This window comes from Saccharibacillus qingshengii, assembly GCF_013185195.1.
Classification (GTDB): domain Bacteria; phylum Bacillota; class Bacilli; order Paenibacillales; family Paenibacillaceae; genus Saccharibacillus; species Saccharibacillus qingshengii.
Map to the genome: position 1 here is coordinate 111752 of NZ_JAAZWC010000001.1, position 19994 is coordinate 131745.

The window sequence follows — 19994 nt, forward strand, 5'->3', positions numbered from 1 at the left end:
GGAAAATAAGCGAATACAAACCTGACGGAGGTAAAAACATGAACCAAATAGGTATCCTGGGCGTGGTCCATAACGAAGAACTGCGTATTCAGCATGGCCTCACGCTTGAAACGATCAAAGCTCTCATCCTCGAATTCGATCCGGACGTAATCTGCGGGGAAGTGCTGCCGGCGAGTTGGGACAAATACAGGCAGAATTCGCTCGATCGGGGATATTGGGGAGAACCGGCAAGCGAGTATTATGAATCGATCTTCCCGCTGTGCGAAGAAAAGGGATATGCCTTCGAACCGATCGACTGGGTGGAACTCGATGTATGGAACGACTTCGATCCGATGCGGCATTACTCGGAGGAAGCCCGTATCAAGCTTGAAGCGAAGTCGGGCGAGTGGTGGGAGAAACAGCTTGCGGCAGCAGGCAAAGGGACCGTTGCGTTTAACTGCGAAGCTTTTGACGAAACGACGCGGCTTAAATATCAATGGTTGGAGCGGCTGGATGCCGAAGCGCATGCGTTTCGCTGGACGGGAAGGCATATCATCATGATGCAGCGGATCAAGAATGCGATCAAGCGGCATCCGGGCAAGAAAATGCTGTGCATCGTCGGAGCCGATCATAATCACGTGTTGAACGAAGAGCTGAGGAAGATGGAACAGCTGGAAGTCTGGTATCCTTTAAAATAAATATTTAAGATAATGAAAAATTCATAACAATAAAACCAAATTCAAAACCGGAAAAAATAAAAAGAAAAACAGCCAACCCTCAAACTCTAATCCAACCCAATCTAAACCTTTTTTTATCGCATAAAAAAGCAAAAAAGCGCTGATCGTTTAAAACCGATCATGCGCTTTTTGACTTGATATCTTTGCAGCATTCCTTCATCTTCATCGTGCGATTTCGAATCTGCCTCTTAACCGTTAAGCTTCCAGAAACATCTTCATATCGTCTTCGACATTCGTGATTCCGCCGATCCCGAAGTTATCGACCAGCACCTGAACGACATTCGGAGAGAGGAAAGCCGGAAGGGTCGGGCCGAGATGAATATTTTTGACGCCCAGATGCAGCAGAGCCAGCAGAACGATAACGGCTTTTTGCTCGTACCAGGCGATGTTGTAAGAGATCGGCAGATCGTTGATATCATCCAAGCCGAAGGCTTCCTGCAGCTTCATCGCAATCACGACGAGCGAATAGGAATCGTTGCACTGTCCGGCATCAAGTACACGCGGAAGGCCGGCAATCTCGCCGAGGTCGAGCTTGTTGTATTTGTACTTGGCGCAGCCGGCCGTCATGATGACGGTATCCTGCGGCAGTTCACGGGCGAAGTCCGTATAGTAGTTGCGCGATTTCATCCGTCCGTCGCAGCCGGCCATTACGAAGAAATGGCGAATGGCGCCGGTCTTGACGGCATCGACAACCTGATCGGCGACCCCGAGTACCGTATGATGCGCGAAACCTCCCGTAATCTCGCCGGTCTCGATCTCCGTCGGCGGCGGGCAGGCCAGGGCCTGTTCGATCAGCGCGGAATAGTCTTTGGCTGCGCCGTCCACGCCGTCCGGAATATGGGCAACTCCCGGATAACCCGTATTGCCGGTCGTATACAAACGTCCGATGTAGCTGTCTTTGGGCGGTACGATGCAGTTGGTCGTCATCAGAATCGGGCCGTTGAACGATTCGAATTCTTTGTTTTGCTTCCACCAGGCATTGCCGTAATTCCCGTAGAAGTGCTCGTATTTCTTGAACGCCGGGTAATAGTGCGCCGGAAGCATTTCGCTGTGGGTATAGATGTCGATGCCTTTGCCTTCGCTCTGCTGCAGCAGTTCTTCCAGGTCTTTGAGATCGTGGCCGCTGATCAGGATGCCAGGCCGGCTGCCGGTTCCAATATTGACTTTCGTAATCTCCGGGTGTCCGTACGCTCCTGTATTGGCTTTGTCGAGCATCGCCATCGCGTCGACGCCGTATTTGCCGGCTTCCAGATTGAGCGCAACCAGATCGGCGGCTTCCAGCGTATCGTCGAGGGTAGCGGCCAACGCGCGCCGGACGAACGCTTCGAGTGCCGGATCGATTTCATTCAGCTGGCCGGCATGATAACTGTAGGCCGCCATGCCTTTGAGTCCGTAGGTGAGAAGTTCGCGCAGCGAGCGGATGTCTTCATTCTCCGTACGCAGAACGCCGACTGTCCAGGCTTTGCCGTCGTAGTCGTTCTCATCGGCTTCCCATACGGCAGCATCGGGCAGATTGCCGGACGCATCGGGGAACTGCGAATCGCGCAGTGCCCGGACTTCGGAGCGCAGCTCCAGGGCTTCCCGGTTCTTCGCAATGAAATAGTCCCGGTCGAAGTTCGCGTTCGTAATGGTTGCAAACAGCGAGTCCATAATGAACAGCGATATGCGGCGTTCAAGCTCTGTCGTCAGATCAAGATCCAGACTGAGAAAAGAAATGCCTTTGAGCGTGTAGATGAGCAGGTCCATCAGATTGGCAACGTCGTGCGGTTTGCCGCATACGCCTACGATAGTGCAGCCCGTTCCTTTCGATGCTTCCTGGCATTGAAAGCAGAACATGGACGGTTGGGAATTGTCTCTGGAATTAAGAGTCATGGATGGTTCTCCTCCGGTTTGGAATGAAGTGGGATTTCGGTCGATTTACTTGGATACGAGCCTATGGTTTTATTGTAAATGGTTAAAATTGCAGGCTTGTGATTCCGCGCACAATAAACCGGACGACTTTGCGAACGCGAATTCCGTAACAAAGACGGCAGACGGAACGTTTAGGTTCACATAGGAACAAATCGATCAATATTCGAAGAAATAGGCGGTGGAGTATGGGCGGCAGATATGAAGCGGTACAAGAACTGGAACCGGTGATCCGGCATATCATCGAAATCCTCGAACCGGAAGAAGGACCGAACGAACGAGAGCGCAGAAATGATGCGGCAGATCGGCTTGCTTCGTTGGATCGCCGGGCCCTATGGGTGATCGAGACGGTTCGGGAAATCGGATTCAGCGGACGCGGATGCCGGATTGTCCACACCGACGAGCCGGGAGGGTTTACGTTGGAATCTTTTCCTATGCCGATCAAAGAGAGCGTCGACGAGCTGCTGGACCGATATGCTAAACTACTCGAATATCAAACGAAAAACCAATTTATCGTCCGTTTGACCCGCTATCGTGGAGTGGTAACCGAGCTGACCGAGGGACTTAGGCTGCTTGAAGAGCTGCGTCAAGATGAGGAAATCTCCGGGACATGGCCGGAACCGGCATCGTTGGACCCGGACCCCACGATGCCGACGGAGATTGTTTTATTGGGGATCTTCGATGATTTTCCTTCGGCGTACGCGCTTCGTCAGGATCTGGCACGGCAGCTTCCAGAATTACAGTTGGAGTTTGGCCGATGGTTGGGAGAGTTGGATCACGTCAGCCCGCTGCACCAGCTGTACGAAGAGTATTCGGAAGAAGGCGAATTGATGGACCGCGCTTACCGCGCGCAGTACGGTGATTCCGATTTCGTCAATTGGCTGAATGCGCGGTACGGACAATATGTAGCATGGGAAGTGCCGGCTCCGGAAAATAAAGAAGGACTCACCGTATTGAATTTTTGATCACGAATTGCGAAGAAAGAACGGCGTTGATTCTGATTCATGCCTGCGGACAAATTGGAGATACCGGCATGGGAAAAAGGTTCGACAGCGAAGTGACGGGCCACTACGATTCTCTTCCGTACCCGCTTCCCCTATACGAATCGGCGGAACGTCTGCTTGAACGCTACGCTAGTTTCTCCACTTTTTGGCCCCGGGATAAGCTCTCCGGATACCTGTGCCGCTATACATCGTCGAAGAGTGTGCTCGAAGTCGGTATCCAGATTCTGCAAAAAGCGCACAAGGAGAACCCTCTCTCTTCCGACCGGTTGTTCGATAGGGAACCCGACCCGGTACGTCAGGCGCTGGACGCCGAGGAACCTCCCGAATTCGCAAATGTGTCTACGCTTATCGTAAGTATGGACAACAGCGACTCCATTTATACCTATTACGAATTCAGGGAAGACGCGGCCTTGTGCATCGAATGGCTGCAAACCCGCTTTTACGACTGGATGTATGGGCAAAAAGGAATCCATCCGTTTCGCTGGCATATGGAACACTTCCATAACGGCAGACGAACATTCGAGGGATGGGGGTATGTGCACGGTCCCGACGATTTTGTCGATTGGATCAACACCTTCGTATACGGGGAACTTGTAGGTCGGGCGCTGCTGTTCTGTCCGCTGGCCCCGCCACTCACCAAACTCTCTTTCTGATCCTTCCTCTTTATCGACTTCCAAGCCTCGTGCGTACAATCACAAACCCCTGCCGGAAATCCTCCTATACTGAAAAAGAATTCAGACAAGGAGGAGACGCAAGTGGCTCATCATTATACGAAAGTAGACAAAGAAACGTGTATCGCCTGCGGGGCCTGCGGAGCGACGGCACCGGATATTTTCGATTACGACGATGAAGGACTGGCCGAGAATATCATGGCCGGCGACGGCAACCGGGGCATCGTCGCGGTGCCCGAAGAATGGGCGGGCGACTTGGAAGATGCGGTGGACGGCTGCCCGACGGATTCCATTCTGACTTCGGAGGTTCCGTTCGGAGACGAAGATGAGTGAACCTGCCAGCTTAACGGGAATTGGGATCAAGCGGGTGTATGATCCTCCTGGGGAAGAAGACGGTATTCGTGTGCTCGTGGACCGTCTTTGGCCAAGAGGGTTGTCCCGGGAACGGGCGCAGTTGGACGACTGGATGCGCGAATTGTCGCCAACTCCTTCGCTGCGACGCTGGTTCAGTCATGCTCCGGATCGGTTCGATTATTTCCGCGAGCGGTATCTGGCCCAGTTGGAAGATGGCGATGGAAACAAGGAACGCGCCGAATCTCTGCTGCGCCGAGCGGAACAATCCAGGGTAACGCTGCTGTATGCAGCCAAGGACACGGTGCATAATCATGCGGCCGTGCTGGAAGAATGGCTGCGAAAACAAGCGGGAGAAACGGGATCTCCCCCAAGAGACTTCCGCGGCAAACTTTGATCGCACAGCAAAAAAGCCAAAGTCTCCATGATGGAGACTTTGGCTTTTTGTCGTTCAAGCAAATCGGGCAAAAGGTCTAACTCGCAAATGGCTTCAGCTTATCGCCAAACGCGAATGACGACGGTACCACAACGCACACAAGATGGCGACGACTGCGGCAACCGACAATCCCCAATAGATATTGGCATAAGCGGTTCCGAGCGGCAGCGTATGCTGCCATTCCAGCGCGGTTGTAGCCATCGCGACGCTGAACGCTCCGCTGAAGAACTGCAGCAGTTGGAACAGGCCCATCCCGGAGCCGATAAACGATTCCGGCAGTACGCGCGACAGTTCGTTCGACAGACTGCTGGACAGTGCGGCGAACGACAGGCTCAAGATCATATAGGTCAGCATGGCGGCAACCCAGGAGTGGCCGATAAACAGCGCGAACAGCAGGGTCGAGAGCAGCAGCATGACCGGACCGAGGCGCAGAATGCCGTGGTTGCCGTGACGGTCGATCACCCGGCCGATCTTGCGGGACGCGATGATCGCCAGCAGCGAACCCGGGAAGATGACCAATCCGGCATAACCGGCTGAGAACTCGAAGTTCTTGGTCAGAATCTGCGGAAGCAGGAACAGCGTTGCGAAGTTGCAGATATAAGCGGTCATGCCGGCCAGAACCAGCAGCATATAGCGGCGGTTCGCAAACAGCGACGGCAGTACGAACGGATCCGGTGTCTTGCGGATCCGCAGGACGAACAGCACCAGGGAGATCAGTCCGATCGTCAATACGATCCAGGCGCGGCTGGTCAGGAACAGAAGCAGGCAGGTGATTCCGACAGCCAGCAGAACGCCGCCAAGCGCATCGAACGATCCGCGCTGAGGCAGTTCTTTGGGCAGCAGCCAGGCGAAGAACGGAACCAACAGCAGTACGGCGGCCGTAATCGCGAACAGCCAATGCCAGCTGAGGTTCTCGACGATCAGTCCGCCGACCACAGGGCCAAGTCCGAGTCCGAGCGAGACGGCCGACATGATGGTAGCCATTGCGCCGCCCCGGCGCTTAAGCGGAATGTATCGGGTGAAAAGCACCATGGACAGCGAGACGGCTCCGCCCGCTCCTGCGGCCTGAACGATCCGGCACAGCAGCAGCACGATGAAGCTCTGGCTGAAGAATCCGACGACGCCGGCAAGACCCAAGGCGATCAATCCGGTAATCAGCAGTCTCCGCAGCGGCACAAAGTCCGACAAGCGGCTGAACGTAATCGACGAGATCGCGAACATAATCGAGTAGCCGGTTACGATCCAGGAAGCCGATGTGCCGGAAATGGCGAAGTCCGCCGTAACATCGGGCAGTGCCATATTGAACATGGCCGTATTCATAATAACCAGAATAATGGCGATACTGAACACCAGAATGGTTAGGCCTTCACGGGCCAGAACGGGATGATTCGAATCCTGCGATAGATCGTCGGCAGGAGGATTTGCGGGTGGGTTCATGGTGATTGCTCCTTTTTCTATAGTTCGGTCATAAACGAACAATTGAAGTATAGCAGGCGATCCTGTAAAATACAATTGAAACTTCATTCGTCAATTGAACGCCTGTAAGGAGGAATAGGCATGAAACTTCTTCATCATCCGGATCGCAAAGACATCCGCCTTCCATCCGTACTCTATGCACTGAGCGACCCCGTTCGGCTGCATATGGTTGCGCAAATCTATAACAGCGGCGAAGAACAGGCCTGCAAATGCTTTGATGTGCCGATTGCCAAATCGACCTTGTCCCAGCATGCCAGGGCCCTGCGGGAAGCCGGCATTACCCATACCCGTGCACAGGGAACGCAGCGTCTTCTTTCTCTGCGGACCGAGGACTTGAACGCCCGATTCCCGGGACTTCTTGATACGGTCATGAACGCGTATCGCAAAGATCAACAGGAAGCAAACCTCCGCAACGATCACCCGCTCGAAGAAACGCAGCAGGGATAGGATAGACAAACGTAAGCGTTATCATATTCCAAGTGACCCATAGACGATCCTTGACCGATCAAGTGGACCCCCATAGCGCGACATCAAAAAACCGAAACTGCCCAATAGAGGCGGTTTCGGTTTTTTTGACAAGCGGCGATCATTAACTTCTTTTTGGGAGGCGTGTATCTTTTATCCGCTTGAGCGACGCTACGATCAAGAAGCTGACAATAACCAGCAGCAGCCAGGAACTGACCTTGGAATCCGATCAGCACAAAAGACAAAGAGATCGGCATCCGGTAGCCAGAAATGATGCGTAAAAAAGTTCAGATAAATCGCCGCTGCCAACGGAACCACCCAAGCTGCCTGCGGCCAGTCGATCAACCGAACATCCAGCCTGCGCCAGGCCTGGCAGAGATAGCTGGCCACGCTGGCATACATAAATCCGCTGTACAGCGGCACGCCGAAGACTTTTGAATAAGCTTCCTCCGGATACGACCACGAACCCATATGGACTTTGAACAGTTCCAGAACAAGGCCGATCAGATGGTATCGTTTTACTCCAAAATAAGAACGAAGAACGAAAGAATGAGTCAACCCTAATCCTCTCGGTTAAGGCGTTTACACACACTGAAAAAGAATCGAACGCAGATTCCGCAGCATAGAGATCAAGAGAGAGAGGGCGAGAATATGGCAGTCAAACTCACAATCTGGGGCGATAAAGTTCCCTACAACACCGGAGGCAGCAAATTCGACGAATTGGAGCTGAAGAACCGCCATCCGTCCCTTCTGCTGTCCGGCCTCAAAGCGCTTGCCGTATTGAAAAAAAGCGAGTACAGCAGTAAACGCCGACATTGGATCCACGAAGCCACGTATGCGGCCGAGATTCGGCATGGAGAAGGATCCGAGACGTATGATGATCAGCCCTATCTGGTTCCTTATCTGAAACCGGGAAGCGATCGCGCCATCATCGTCGTGCCCGGCGGCGGTTATATGGCCAAAGCGTCCAAACACGAAGGGGAAGGGATTGCCCGGTCGCTTAATGAAGCCGGTATTTCCGCTTTTGTGCTGGAATACCGGATTAACCCTTACAAAGCTCCTGTGCCTTTTCTGGATCTGCAGCGCGCGGTTCGTTTCGTCCGGTATCATGCTCCGCAGTACGGAATCGATCCCGGGAAGATTGGAGCGATCGGCTTTTCGGCGGGCGGGCATATGGTAGGCGCGCTCGTCACCCTGCTGCGCGGAGCTTCCATGGTCTGCGAAGATTACCGCGAAGATCCGATCGATCGGATCGACGATAGTCTGGCTCTGGCCGGGCTGATCTATCCGCTGATTGCCTGCACGGATCTCCCGTCGATTGCCGTCTCTCTGCTTCACCGGGAAGAAGCGGAAGATCCGGAAGAACGGGCAAGCCTGCTCAACTATTATTCGCTGACCCAGCATGTACGGGAAGGCGATCCTCCCCAGTTTCTCTGCTACGGCGACAAAGACCATCTGCTCGGTACCCGGGGAGTACAAAACTATACACAGGCGCTGGAGCAACGGGGGATTGACCACAAAGTCGTGGTACTCGAAGGCGCGGATCACGGATTCGGAGACTGCGAGCAGACCACGCTGATCGACAAAGTGGTAAGTCCCAAGAAATACGCTTATTGGAAAAAAGAATTCACGGATTGGGCAAACGGGATTTTCGACCGTTCCCGCTCTTACCCGTCCAAGTGAGCCTAAGCGCGATCAGCAGCAGAATAAATCCCAGCCAGCCGAGACCTTCATGCGTAAAGGTACCGCCCATGAGGACAGCAAGCAGCAGCGAAGACAGAATCGTCCCCAGATACCGGGACGTGTTAAACAGCCCGGAAGCCACGCCCACGATCTCTACCGGCGAATGTTCAAACAGCGCGGCCTGCATGGCAACCCCGTTCAAACCGTTGGCGAGACCGAAAGCGGCCAGAATCGGGATAAAACCAAGCAAAGAAGAGTGGGGCCCGATCCCAAGAAGGCCCAAAGAAGCGAGCGCCATCAGGAGAGCGGAAGCGCGAATAACCGGTCGCGAACCGAAACGGTCTACCCAGCGCCCGGCAAAAGGAGCGGCGAGCAGCGAACACAGACCCAGACTGAGCATCAGCCATCCCGTATAGAGTTCGTTCACTCCCCGGACCTGCTGCAAATAGGAAGGCAGCCCGAAGAAGATCGAATAAAACAAAATATTGACGCCCAAAAATTCAAGGTTCACACGAATAAGTGCCGGATACCGGACAAAAACCCGAACGGGAATAAAAGGGGACGTGTGCCGCCATTCGTGCCGAACCAGAAAAACCAACAGTCCGATACCCGCCAGACCCAAACCGGCAGAGCCCACGGATATTCGTCCGGAAGACGCAGACGTCAGCAGTCCCAGCATCAGCATCGTCAAGCCGGACAGAAACAGCAGGATCCCGATCGGATCGATCCGTTTCAACCAAGCCCATCGCAGTGGATATGCATCCGGTTTCGCCTGCGGCGCATCTTGGGGCAGCACCCGCCAGGCGAGCAGAAGAGCGGCCCCGGCGACAGGAACGTTTACCATAAACACCGCCCGCCAATCCCAGGCGTGGATCAACAACCCTCCGGCAAAAGGTCCGATCGCGGCGGCTCCCGACAAGAAGACCGACAAAACGGCCAAAGCCGAGCCTTGTTTCTCCGTAATATGAACGCGGACGATCGCCATCCCGACCGCGATCATCATACTGGTTCCAATCGACTGCAGGATACGCAGGCCGATCAGCCAAGCGAAGTCCGGCGATAGGGCAGCCGCAAACGAAGCGATAATCGATACGGCCAATCCGATCAAAAAAATCCGGCGCCGCCCTATCCCATCGCTGATTTTGCCCATGATGGGCTGCGCGGCCGCACTGGACAAGTAAAAAGCGAAAATAATCCACGAGACCGTGGTGAAATCAAGACCGAACGTCTGCTGAATCGACGGCATGGCTACCGATACCATCGAAGAATTCAGCGGATTCAGCATCACGCCAAGTCCTACGGCAATCAGCAGCATCCAACTGCGTGTACCCATATTCATCTCTCCCTTTCCGATCAAGCCGGTTTCCCAACTGATCTGATTAGAGCGTACCTCGAATCGTTCATGGCTTCCAACGCCTTTTATGCTATGATTTCATGGACAGGGAGGAATGAATAATGGAACTGCTGCAGCTGCAGTATCTGATGACCGTAGCCCGCTTGGAGCATATGACCGAAGCGGCGCATGCCCTGCATGTTACCCAGTCTTCGCTCAGCAAAACGATCCGGCGCCTGGAAGAAGATCTCGGCGTGCCGCTGTTCGACCGTACCGGCCGCCGTCTTCGTCTGAACGAATCCGGAAAAGTATTCGTGCGACGAGCGGAAAAAGCGTTGTTCGAACTGGAGCAGGGTCGGCGGGAAGTTCAAGATTTGTCCGATCCGGCGGAAGAGACGGTGAAGCTTGCCGTCACGGCCGGCAGCCGCCTGCCGGCTATTCTAAGCGAATTCCGCAAGCGCAGACCGGGCGCGAAGTTTCATGTGCAGATGCAGACAACACGGGAAATGCAGGAGTCGCTGCAGCGAAACGAAGTCGATTTTGCGCTGTCTTCGCCTCCCGTGCAGGGAGCGGGGATCGGCTGCCGCATTGTGCATCGGGATCCGTTGATCCTGGCCGTGCCCGAAGGCCATCATCTGGCCGGCCGCCCAAGTATCGAACTTGTTCAGCTGAAGGGCGAATCTTTGGTTGGCGTCAAAAAAGGCTACGGAACGCGCGATCTGGTGGATCAAGTCTGTCGTTCCAAAGGAATATCGCTCGATTATGTCTATGAAGGAGACGAACCGACCCGGCTGCTCGCGTTGGTCGAAGCGGGAATCGGTCTGGCGATCCTTCCCGAAACGGCACGCGGCAGGCACGAATCGGTCTGTTATCTCCGTCTGGAAGAAGCGGACTTATCTCGGGAAATTGCGCTGCTGTGGACAGAAGGACGCTACCATTCCCAAGCCGCGGAGCAGTTTCGTACGGTTGTGCTGGAGCATTTCAAGAAGATGACGGAGGAACGTTGAGCGGTGCCCGGTCAGAAGAACGCCGCAGGCCGTCTGCCAGACTCTGCAAACAGGCCCGATACCGCTTCAAGCGGTATCGGGCCTGTTTGATCGTTCATCTTTTTTCATTCTATTGGGCACACGGCACTTCGCGGAGCGGACCGTCAGATCTCTTTGGCGTAATCTTCGCTTGGCGTCTGAATCAAAACGACAGACAAGCTTGAACGAACATCGGCGCTGCGATAAGCGAATTGTTCGTGTCCCGCTACCTGAACCAGATCGCCTGCCGTCACTGGCACTTCGATCTCGTCCGTGATCATAACGCCGCTGCCTTCCAGTACGGTCAGATAGACGGTTGCGCCGGGATGTTTGTGGGCAGGAAGCTGCTGTCCGGGTCCGAAGTTCAAGACAAACACCACATGGTCTTGTTCTTTGAACACGATTTTCTTCGTAAACCGGTCTTCGCGATATTCCTGAAAGGCGCCAAGCGCTTGTTTTTGCATGATTGTTCACTCCTCGGATTGGGGTAAAAGTCTCTTCTTTTTCATTATAGAAGAATCGGCGCAGAGACTCGTGATTTCAATCACAAAGTTCGAACAACCCTCCGAATAGCTATGAACGCTGCGAGGCCGGCTTTTTTACGATATTTCCGCAACCGACTGCGGCGTACGGTTTTCTGTCGTCACCCAATCAATGACCTTGGTGGCGGCCACCAGCATGATGATCGTGAACAGCAGCTTCTCCGCGCCGATAATGAAGACGGAAGAAGCGGCCACGACCGCATCGCACAGCAGCAGAGCGTAACTGATCTTCCAGCCCCAGAATTTGTGCATCAATTTTGCGAGGATGACGGTTCCGGCCGTCGTTCCGTCCGCCCGGATAATCAGGCCGATTCCCAGTCCGATCAAGGCTCCGCCGAACAGCGCGTTGATCATCAGATCTTCCGCCACCGACGGCCACCCTTCGGTCAGATGCAAAAACAACGAGTGAAAAGCGACGGCAGCCAGCGTATAACCCACGGTCTTGCGCGGCAGCAGCCGGTACCCGATCGCAAGAAGCGCCATATTGAGGATCAGACTTGTCCAACCCGGCGGCCACTGGAGCAGATAATACAAAATGATCGTAACGCCGACCACGCCGCCTTCCCCCAATCCTTGAGGAATAATGAAAAGGTTGATCCCCAGAGCAAAAGCGAAAGCCCCCAGCGCGATCACCGATAAATCCCATCCTACTTTTCTCAACCCGAACCCCTTCTTTCCCGTATTCCTGTGCAGCTCTCTGCGATTCCCCCATTTAAACACGGGATTTCCGCTCGGCTCAAGAACTTGGACTACCAAGATAATGGGCTGCCATGTTAGCAAGCTAAAGGAAGGAATACGCCAACCTGCAAAAGAACGGTTAAAAGCGGCGGCAGACGGGTAAAGGGAACTACTTGACAGACATGTGTTACAATTAATAAAGGAACAGACAAAAGGAGAGATTTTATTATGGAAATGGTCGGTCAAGAGGTCGAACATGCGCTTTACGGACAGGGACGAATCGTACAGAACGAAGACAACCGGATCGAGGTTAATTTCCCCGGTACGGACGAGAGCAAAAAGTTTATGTATCCCGAAGCCTTCGAGAAATTCCTGAGCATGTCGAATCCCGAGAGCCAGAAGCGGGTACTCAAAGACGTCGAAGCCATGCAGCAGGAGCGTCTTGCGAAAAAGGAACGGGTAGAGCTCGAAGAGCAGCAGCGCCAGGAAGAACGGGCGGCCGCCAAAACGAAAAAACCCGCTGCCCGCAAACCGGCCGCCAAGAAGGCTTCGGCGAAAAGCAAAAAAGCCGAGTCCGAGACTCCGGCAACCTAAAACGCAAAAGTTTCAGACTTTACATGTATACTTGACCGTCTGGTCAATTACTGGTAGAGTGTCGATATGAGCAGACCAAGACAATTTGATGCCGATGCGGCGCTTCACCAGTGTATGGAGGTTTTCTGGGAAAAAGGATACCATGGAACGTCTTACGACGATCTGACACGCACGACCCAGGTGAAGAAGCAGAGCTTGTATGGCGTATTCAAAAGCAAGAAGGAATTGTTTCTTCAATCCCTGAAGCTGTACCGGGAACAAACCCTGGAACTTCTGGAAGAACGGATTGCCGCCGAGGCTTCGCCTCTGCGGCAGTTGGAAGCGATCTGCGATGCGGCTTTGTTCCCGGATGCGGAATCGGCGAGTAGAGGATGCCTCATTATCAACTCGGCACTCGAATTCGGAGGCGAAGACGAAGACGTCAACCGGGAGATCGAGTGGATGTCCAGCCGGATGCAGCAGCTGATCGAACAGACGATCCGAAGCGGCCAGGAGCAGGGAATCTTTACCGCTCGTCTGGGCAGCCTGGAATTGGCCGTCCACCTCAACAACGCGATCAGCGGAGCGAAGGTGATGGAGAAGTCCGGCAGTTCCCGGGAAGAGATTGGCGGCGTCCTGCGCACGGCAGTCGCGTTAATGCAGATATGACGTTTAAAAAATCGGTTTCTTTGCAATGGCATGTATACAAACGTATCGACTTTTTCGACTAAGCGAGTTTCTTCGACGCACAGATCCTGTTTTGGGCTCTACATGCAGCGGTCTGGCGTCGAAGATGAAGTCGATTTGTGATTTGTGTATATGTCGTAGAAGCGGCCGTTTTTTTTGAATAATTATTGACTATGCAGTCAAGAAGTATGGCTTAACCCACACCCCACTTTTCAGGAGGCGATTGTTATGACCCACCCGCAATCCGCAAGATCTGTCCAGGCTTTGTTCCAACCGTTTGACGCCGGAAGTTTATCGTTGTCCAACCGGGTCGTTATGGCTCCGATGACGCGCCAATTCTCGCCGGAAGGCGTACCCGGTTCGAACGTAGCTGCGTATTATCGCCATAGAGCGGAGAACAGCGTCGGTCTTATCGTCACGGAAGGAACGATTATCGATCATCCGGACGCTTCCAATCAGCAGAACGTTCCGCATCTGTACGGCGAAGCGGCATTGGCCGGATGGAAACACGTCGTTGACGAAGTCCATGCAGCGGGCGGCAAAATCATTCCGCAAATCTGGCATATGGGCGCCCGCGGCCAAGTGAACGAGTATACGGAGCAGGAAGTAGCGGAGCTGGTTCGACAGTTCGCCGCTTCGGCTGCAGCCGCCAAGCAAGCCGAATTTGACGGGATTGAACTGCACGGTGCGCACGAATACCTGATCGACCAATTTTTCTGGGCCCAAACGAATACCCGTACCGACCGTTACGGCGGCGATTTGGTGAAACGGACCCGCTTTGCGGTTGAAGTGATCGAAGCGTGCCGGGAAGCGGTTGGCAGCGACTTCCCGATTTTTTTCCGCTTCTCGCAGTGGAAAGGCAGCGATTATAAAGCGAAGCTTGCCCAGACGCCGGAAGAGCTGGAACGTTTCCTGAAACCGCTGAGCGAAGCGGGCGTCGATATCTTCCACTGCTCCACGCGCCGCTTCTGGGAACCGGAATTCGAAGGCTCCGATCTGAATTTGGCCGGATGGACCAAAAAGCTGAGCGGCAAACCGACGATTACGGTCGGTTCCGTCGGATTGGACGGCGAATTCACGAGCTTGTTCTCCGAAGGCAAAGGCGCCGGCGTAAGCGGCATCGACGATCTGCTCGAACGGCTGGATCGCGGCGAATTCGATCTGGTTGCGATCGGCCGCGCTCTGCTGGCGGATCCGGCTTGGGCGAGCAAAGTCGAAGAAGGACGTTTGGACGAACTGGTCGCATTCTCGCCTGAGGCTGTGCGGACACTGAACTGATTGTTCCCCGCTCCCGCTTTATTGAATGGATCACCGCTCCATGATACGATCAAACCACATCGGGCGTGGCGGGGGAGAAGTGTCTGTGTCCCCATACTCGAGTCACGGAGGAGGGGCGGATATTGAATACGGCAAAAGAGAGATTGAACCGGATGCGAGAGAACGGCGCTTCCCAGGAAGAGGCTTTTGCGCTGTTTGACACCTTGGAACCGATAGATTCTGAAGACATGTGGGATTTGTGGAAAGGTTCGGAGATTGTTTCCGGACATCCGCTCGAAGGCCTGCTGAGCGTATCGGGCTGGTACGGCAAACAGTTCGAGAACGCCGAGCATGTCCATCCGTTGGTTTTTCAAAAAAAGAACGGCGAACTGTATGCGGTCAACCCGCGGTGGATTCCCATGAATCTGCCGTTCGACAAAATCTCCCGCAGTCCGATCCGCCCGGCGATGACGCTTGCGCGTCCGCTGCTTCGCACGCGCAGGAGTGCGGCGCGGCTGCGTCAGATCGAACATCGCGGCAAAGTCAGTGCGGCCATGGTCTACGACCACAAAGACATTATCGATGTATTCCGAAAAGTGGATCCCGATACGCTGTTTGCGGTCATGGACATCAAGAAGATAGACAGCGGCAGAAGCTATTTCTTCGTGCTGGAACGCATGAAAGGGAAGAGGTTCAGCCCGTAATCCGGCAGTACCCAAAGAAGCCGACGACGTCCGCGTTTGGCTTCTTTTTATAATTAAATAAAAAAACCCCGGATAAGGATTGCGTTTAAGCAAAGGATAGGTTATAGTAAGGGTATAGCAAATGACAACGCAATCGGAACTCACCTATTTCAGAGGGTTATGATTCGCTAGAGTAATAACCTTGTGAAATATGTGATTTTTAATTTTATCGGATTATTTCTGAATAAACTAAGTCATGTAAAATTTAATTTTTGGAGGTACCTCACATGCAAACAGGTACAGTTAAATGGTTCAACGCGGATAAAGGATTTGGCTTCATCGAAATCGAAGGCGGCAACGACGTGTTCGTTCACTTCTCCGCTATTCAAGACGAAGGTTTCAAAACATTGGACGAAGGACAACGCGTAGAATTCAACGTTGTTCAAGGCAGCCGTGGACCACAAGCGGAAAACGTTGTAAAACTGTAATTCCGTTTTTAAAAACATCTTTAGCCTAGGCTAAAGATGTTTTTTTCATTTCATCGTTCAGTTAAAAGCCGGATCAACGCAGCATATCTGCGTCGATCCGGCTTTTTTATTTTCCCGCACCCAATGGGTTCCCTTCCATCGATCCAAGATAAGCCTGGCGCATTCGCCGAATATCCGCACGCGGCGATACACCGAACAGCCGTGAATATTCCCGGCTGAACTGCGACTGGCTCTCGTAACCGACACGAAACGCAATCTCCGCTACATCTTCCGATTCACCAAGCAGCAGACGCCTGGCTTCCTGCAGCCGAAGCTGCTTTTGAAACTGGATCGGACTCATAGTCGTCACTTCTTTGAAATGACGGTGCAGCGAAGAAACGCTCATATGGGCCAACTCCGCCAAATCGCCAATCCGAAACGGATCGGTATAGCGTGCGAGAATGTGTTCGATCACCTGGCGGATCCGAATCGCACTGCTGCCTTCCAAGGCCATCTGCCGCAGCACTTCACCGTGGGGACCCTGCAGAACCCAATAGAGTACTTCTTTTTTGTATAAAGGTGCGAGAAACGAAGAATGCGGGGGCATATCCAGCAGGGAAGCCAACCGGAACATTGCGTCCAGCAGCTGCGGCTCGGCTTCGCTGATAAACAGGGCCTGTTTGGCATTTTTCCGCCGGGGCGGCCGAAGTTCTTCTTCGGAAAGCAGCTCCAGAATCTCGACCGGCGAGAATTCGAACTTGATCGCCAAATAAGGCGAATCGACCGAAGCTTCGATGACTTGTCCGGTGATCGGCAGTTCGACCGAGGTAACGATATAATGGCCGGCGCCGTACCGATAGCGTTCTTCGCCCAGCAGCACTTCTTTTTCTCCCTGCACAATCAGACAAAACGAACTTTCGCTAACCCGGGCGATCGGCTCCGTCATGATCGATTCCCGGATCAGGAACAAAGACGCAATAGGGGTGGCATGCACACCGTCTCCGGCGGTATGACGTTCGATCAGTTGGCTCCAGTCGTACGCTGTACGGGTTTTTGGGGTGAACGTTTGGGTCATTGTCCGTCCTCCTTTCGGTGTTTCTTTGTCTTTTGCCGTATTCCTTCACTGTACCGGATATCTGTCGGTTGAGAAAGGGCAGCGAGAGGATTAGGCAAAAACTCGCGCCGAATAACCTTGGGAATCGGGTGCGCGATAGCGCATAATCGAAATAGAAGTATCCACAAATAAAAGTATCCGATCGAAAAGATCCGACAGATCGTCAAAGGAGGCAGCTGCCATGGAATACGTAAAACTCGGAAAAACCGGTTTGGAGGTCTCAAGATTCAGTTTGGGCTGTATGGGCTTTGGAGATTCCACGAAATGGGTTCACCCCTGGGTCCTGGACGAGGAGAACAGCCGTCCGGTGATCCGCAGAGCGCTGGAGCTTGGCATTAACTTTTTTGATACGGCCAATGTGTATTCGATGGGGGCGAGCGAAGAAATTCTCGGCCGGGCGATCCGCGATTATGCCAACCGCGACGAAGTGGTCCTCGCCACCAAACTGCACGGACGTATGCACGAAGGTCCGAACGGCGCCGGGTTGTCCCGCAAAGCGATTCTGAGCGAGATCGACAAAAGTCTTGCCCGGCTGGGGACGGATTACGTCGACTTGTATATCATTCACCGCTGGGATCCCCATACGCCGATCGAAGAAACGATGGAGGCGCTGCACGATGTCGTCAAATCCGGCAAAGCCCGCTATATCGGGGCTTCCGCCATGTACGCGTGGCAGTTCCAGAAAGCGCTGCATACGGCAGGCAAGCATGGCTGGACCAAGTTCGTCTCGATGCAGAACCATCTGAATCTGATCTACCGCGAGGAAGAACGGGAAATGCTGCCGCTGTGCCGGGAAGAAGGAATCGGCGTTACGCCGTACAGTCCGCTCGCTTCCGGACGATTGACGCGCAGCCCGGACGAGAAGACGCACCGGTCGGAGACCGATCGGGTGCAGAAGTCCAAATACGACGCGACGGCCGATGCCGACAGCGTGATCGTCGAACGCGTGGCGGAGCTGGCGTCCAGGCACGGCGTCCCGCGCAGTCATATCGCCTTATCCTGGCTGCTGCACCAACAGCCGGTTGCGTCTCCGATCATTGGAGCAACGAAAATCGCCCACCTGGAAGATGCGATTGGCGCGCTTAATGTAAAGCTTACGGACGAAGAACGCTTATACCTCGAAGAGCCTTATGTCCCGCACAAGATTGTCGGGCACAGCTGACTGTAGACCGCGTATAGCCCTCCAAGACCTGTTTTAACGCTCCGAGCGTTGAGACAGGTTTTTTGCGTCGGGAACAGCATCATCCACCCCCAATTCAAGCAGCGAATCCACAAAGTTGATCTATCTGTATAAATGATATACAATACTATCAAATGATAGATTTAATATTCAGATAAAGGAGAGTGTGAAGATGGCTTGGTTTCTTCTTGTTGCAGGCGGTATTTTGGAAATTGGATGGGCACTGGGATTGGCGCTTTCCGACGGATTCTCCAAAGTGGAGATCGTAATTCCTACCCTATTTTTGATGGCAGGCAGCTTTTATTTGTTTGCCAAATCGCTCAAAGTTCTTCCGGTCTCTACGGCTTATGCCGTATTCACGGGATTGGGATCGTTCGGCACGGCGGTTCTCGGGATGCTCTTTTTGGGAGATGCGGTCAGTCTGCCCAAAATCATTTTGGTATTCACCTTGATTTTTTGCATCATCGGTTTGAAAGTCGTGTCGACTCCATCCAAGGAAGCGGGGCATAAAATATGAGTTGGATTTTTTTGATCTTGGCCGGTTGTTTTGAAGTCGGAGGCGTGATCTTTTTGAAGCTTTCCGAAGGATTTACGAAGTTGAAGTATACGTTGGCCGTCGTTTTGTTCATGGGTCTGAGTTTTATTCTTCTTTCTTTTTCGCTCAAAGAGATTCCGATCAGTATCGGATACGGCATCTGGACAGGTATAGGCGCTTCGGGAAGCGTGCTGCTGGGCATGTATCTGTTCAAAGAACCCAAGAATATGAAAAAGTTGGCGTTCGTGGCGGGAATCGTGCTGAGCATTGTAGGACTGAAGTTGGCCGCTTGATTGGGCTGATATGCTATACTATCAAGTGAGTCATTTTCAATTAAATATGCGGCTCACGAAGAGGTGTAACATGACAAAGAAAGAACTAACTTCAATTAAGCAGATGCGTTTAAATACAATTCTGGACGAAGCGACGACCTGTCTGATCGAAAATCCGGGAGCCTCCATGAACGAGATCGCGGAAGCCGCGGGGATCGGAATCGCAACCCTGCATCGTTACGTGGAGAGTCGGGAGCAGCTGATGGTCCATTTGAGCTTTCGGGCGATCGAAGTGGTGGCCGAGACGATTGAACCGATCAAGCTGGATGAAACGAATTACGAATCCTATATTCCCAAACTGATTGAAGCGTTGATTCCGTTAGGGGACAAAATCTATTTCCTGGACCACGAAGTCAGCGTCAACCGAAGCAAAGAAGTCGAAGAGAAAGATCAAGTGCTGAGAGAACCTCTGCTTCATGCGATCGGATTCCTGCAGCAAAAAGGGTATTTTCGCCAAGACGCAAACAAAAATTGGATCGTCGACGTTCTGTACTCGTTGTTGTTCTTGACCTGGCAGCAGGTGGCCGACGGGAATATTGCGCGAAATTCCGCTGCCGAGCTGCTATTAAGCACGTTCTATCACGGTTTTAAACAGAACTGACCAAGAATACCGTCAAATCGGGCTCGAATTCAAAACGTAAACGGACCTGTCCGATTACGACCTGCCAGCTCTTCTTGTTGTCGCCATGAACGATTCAAGTACAGGCTCCCCGGCGCTATACTTGGAGTCGTAACGAACAAGAGTCTTTCAGGTTGAATCGGGAGGGTATAGGGATGAACAGGAAATCGGAAGGAACCTCAACGTATGCGAGAGGCAATCATGCCGTCACCTATGCCGAACTTCCGCTGCTCCATCCGGGGAGAGAGTGGCGGGAAGG

At 53.3% G+C, this 19994-nt stretch carries 23 protein-coding genes and 1 pseudogene; 17 read left to right on the forward strand and 7 right to left on the reverse strand.

The annotated features are described in order from the left end of the window. Nucleotides 1-38 precede the first annotated feature (38 nt). Nucleotides 39-677: a hypothetical protein gene (locus HRQ60_RS00460; protein ID WP_172193678.1), complete on the forward strand. Its 639-nt coding sequence runs from the start codon at nt 39-41 to the stop codon at nt 675-677. Between the two features lie 234 nt (nt 678-911). Here the strand turns inward: HRQ60_RS00460 and hcp are convergent, their stop codons facing one another. After that, nucleotides 912-2588 carry a hydroxylamine reductase gene (gene hcp / locus HRQ60_RS00465; protein WP_172193679.1) on the reverse strand — a complete coding sequence of 559 codons (1677 nt, stop codon included), beginning with the start codon at nt 2586-2588 and terminating at the stop codon, nt 912-914. A gap of 224 nt (nt 2589-2812) precedes the next feature. Between hcp and HRQ60_RS00470 the strand changes: the two genes are divergently transcribed. From HRQ60_RS00470 to HRQ60_RS00485, 4 genes are all read left to right on the forward strand, one after another. Next, nucleotides 2813-3589 carry a hypothetical protein gene (locus HRQ60_RS00470; RefSeq protein WP_172193680.1) on the forward strand — a complete coding sequence of 259 codons (777 nt, stop codon included), beginning with the start codon at nt 2813-2815 and terminating at the stop codon, nt 3587-3589. A gap of 68 nt (nt 3590-3657) precedes the next feature. Then, complete coding sequence (locus HRQ60_RS00475) at nt 3658-4281, forward strand: hypothetical protein (protein WP_172193681.1); 624 nt, start codon at nt 3658-3660, stop codon at nt 4279-4281. A gap of 102 nt (nt 4282-4383) precedes the next feature. Continuing rightward, a complete protein-coding gene (locus HRQ60_RS00480; RefSeq protein ID WP_172193682.1) occupies nt 4384-4632 on the forward strand; it encodes a 4Fe-4S domain-containing protein in 249 nt (82 codons plus the stop codon). Continuing rightward, nucleotides 4625-5047 (forward strand): DUF488 domain-containing protein, encoded by a 423-nt coding sequence (locus tag HRQ60_RS00485; protein WP_172193683.1) that lies wholly within the window; start codon nt 4625-4627, stop codon nt 5045-5047. Before HRQ60_RS00480 ends, HRQ60_RS00485 begins: the two co-directional genes overlap by 8 nt. A gap of 93 nt (nt 5048-5140) precedes the next feature. Here HRQ60_RS00485 and HRQ60_RS00490 read toward each other — a convergent pair whose 3' ends face one another. After that, nucleotides 5141-6523: an MFS transporter gene (locus HRQ60_RS00490; RefSeq protein WP_172193684.1), complete on the reverse strand. Its 1383-nt coding sequence runs from the start codon at nt 6521-6523 to the stop codon at nt 5141-5143. A 120-nt stretch (nt 6524-6643) separates the two neighbouring features. On the opposite strand from HRQ60_RS00490, the gene HRQ60_RS00495 reads away from it, so the two are divergent. After that, nucleotides 6644-7009, forward strand: coding sequence for an ArsR/SmtB family transcription factor (locus HRQ60_RS00495; RefSeq protein WP_172193685.1), 366 nt, complete (start codon nt 6644-6646; stop codon nt 7007-7009). A gap of 142 nt (nt 7010-7151) precedes the next feature. Here the strand turns inward: HRQ60_RS00495 and HRQ60_RS00500 are convergent. Continuing rightward, a pseudogene (locus tag HRQ60_RS00500) lies at nt 7152-7540 on the reverse strand (DUF817 family protein); the annotation flags it as partial. 138 nt (nt 7541-7678) lie between these two features. On the opposite strand from HRQ60_RS00500, the gene HRQ60_RS00505 reads away from it, so the two are divergent. Further along, a complete protein-coding gene (locus tag HRQ60_RS00505; RefSeq protein ID WP_172193686.1) occupies nt 7679-8710 on the forward strand; it encodes an alpha/beta hydrolase in 1032 nt (343 codons plus the stop codon). Here the strand turns inward: HRQ60_RS00505 and HRQ60_RS00510 are convergent. Further along, nucleotides 8655-10043, reverse strand: coding sequence for an MFS transporter (locus HRQ60_RS00510; RefSeq protein WP_172193687.1), 1389 nt, complete (start codon nt 10041-10043; stop codon nt 8655-8657). The genes HRQ60_RS00505 and HRQ60_RS00510 overlap by 56 nt on opposite strands. Nucleotides 10044-10165: 122 nt before the next feature. On the opposite strand from HRQ60_RS00510, the gene HRQ60_RS00515 reads away from it, so the two are divergent. Next, nucleotides 10166-11050 (forward strand): LysR family transcriptional regulator, encoded by an 885-nt coding sequence (locus HRQ60_RS00515; protein WP_172193688.1) that lies wholly within the window; start codon nt 10166-10168, stop codon nt 11048-11050. Between the two features lie 143 nt (nt 11051-11193). On the opposite strand, the gene HRQ60_RS00520 is transcribed toward HRQ60_RS00515, so the two are convergent. Further along, nucleotides 11194-11532, reverse strand: a complete 339-nt coding sequence (locus tag HRQ60_RS00520) for a cupin domain-containing protein (protein ID WP_172193689.1) — start codon at nt 11530-11532, stop codon at nt 11194-11196. Nucleotides 11533-11667: 135 nt separating this feature from the next. Further along, complete coding sequence (locus tag HRQ60_RS00525; RefSeq protein ID WP_172193690.1) at nt 11668-12270, reverse strand: YitT family protein; 603 nt, start codon at nt 12268-12270, stop codon at nt 11668-11670. Nucleotides 12271-12516: 246 nt separating this feature from the next. Between HRQ60_RS00525 and HRQ60_RS00530 the strand changes: the two genes are divergently transcribed. The 5 genes from HRQ60_RS00530 (at nt 12517) to HRQ60_RS00550 (ending at nt 15976) form a co-directional block, all read left to right on the forward strand. Continuing rightward, the gene (locus HRQ60_RS00530; RefSeq protein ID WP_172193691.1) at nt 12517-12882 is read left to right on the forward strand and encodes a hypothetical protein; all 366 of its coding nucleotides are present in this window, start codon (nt 12517-12519) and stop codon (nt 12880-12882) included. Nucleotides 12883-12948: 66 nt separating this feature from the next. Then, nucleotides 12949-13530: a TetR/AcrR family transcriptional regulator gene (locus HRQ60_RS00535; RefSeq protein WP_172193692.1), complete on the forward strand. Its 582-nt coding sequence runs from the start codon at nt 12949-12951 to the stop codon at nt 13528-13530. Nucleotides 13531-13776: 246 nt separating this feature from the next. Continuing rightward, a complete protein-coding gene (locus HRQ60_RS00540; protein ID WP_172193693.1) occupies nt 13777-14826 on the forward strand; it encodes an NADH:flavin oxidoreductase in 1050 nt (349 codons plus the stop codon). Between the two features lie 122 nt (nt 14827-14948). Further along, nucleotides 14949-15509: a DUF4334 domain-containing protein gene (locus HRQ60_RS00545; protein ID WP_246280974.1), complete on the forward strand. Its 561-nt coding sequence runs from the start codon at nt 14949-14951 to the stop codon at nt 15507-15509. Between the two features lie 266 nt (nt 15510-15775). Further along, the gene (locus HRQ60_RS00550; RefSeq protein WP_141449772.1) at nt 15776-15976 is read left to right on the forward strand and encodes a cold-shock protein; all 201 of its coding nucleotides are present in this window, start codon (nt 15776-15778) and stop codon (nt 15974-15976) included. A 106-nt stretch (nt 15977-16082) separates the two neighbouring features. On the opposite strand, the gene HRQ60_RS00555 is transcribed toward HRQ60_RS00550, so the two are convergent. Beyond that, nucleotides 16083-17030 carry an AraC family transcriptional regulator gene (locus HRQ60_RS00555; protein WP_172193694.1) on the reverse strand — a complete coding sequence of 316 codons (948 nt, stop codon included), beginning with the start codon at nt 17028-17030 and terminating at the stop codon, nt 16083-16085. Between the two features lie 220 nt (nt 17031-17250). On the opposite strand from HRQ60_RS00555, the gene HRQ60_RS00560 reads away from it, so the two are divergent. The 4 genes from HRQ60_RS00560 to HRQ60_RS00575 all read left to right on the forward strand — a co-directional run bounded on the left by HRQ60_RS00560 (nt 17251) and on the right by HRQ60_RS00575 (nt 19717). After that, nucleotides 17251-18231 carry an aldo/keto reductase gene (locus tag HRQ60_RS00560; RefSeq protein ID WP_172193695.1) on the forward strand — a complete coding sequence of 327 codons (981 nt, stop codon included), beginning with the start codon at nt 17251-17253 and terminating at the stop codon, nt 18229-18231. 190 nt (nt 18232-18421) lie between these two features. Beyond that, a complete protein-coding gene (locus HRQ60_RS00565; RefSeq protein ID WP_172193696.1) occupies nt 18422-18766 on the forward strand; it encodes a DMT family transporter in 345 nt (114 codons plus the stop codon). Then, a complete protein-coding gene (locus HRQ60_RS00570) occupies nt 18763-19077 on the forward strand; it encodes a DMT family transporter (protein ID WP_172193697.1) in 315 nt (104 codons plus the stop codon). The genes HRQ60_RS00565 and HRQ60_RS00570 overlap by 4 nt, the downstream gene beginning before the upstream one ends. Nucleotides 19078-19147: 70 nt before the next feature. After that, nucleotides 19148-19717, forward strand: coding sequence for a TetR/AcrR family transcriptional regulator (locus HRQ60_RS00575; RefSeq protein WP_172193698.1), 570 nt, complete (start codon nt 19148-19150; stop codon nt 19715-19717). Nucleotides 19718-19994 lie beyond the last annotated feature (277 nt).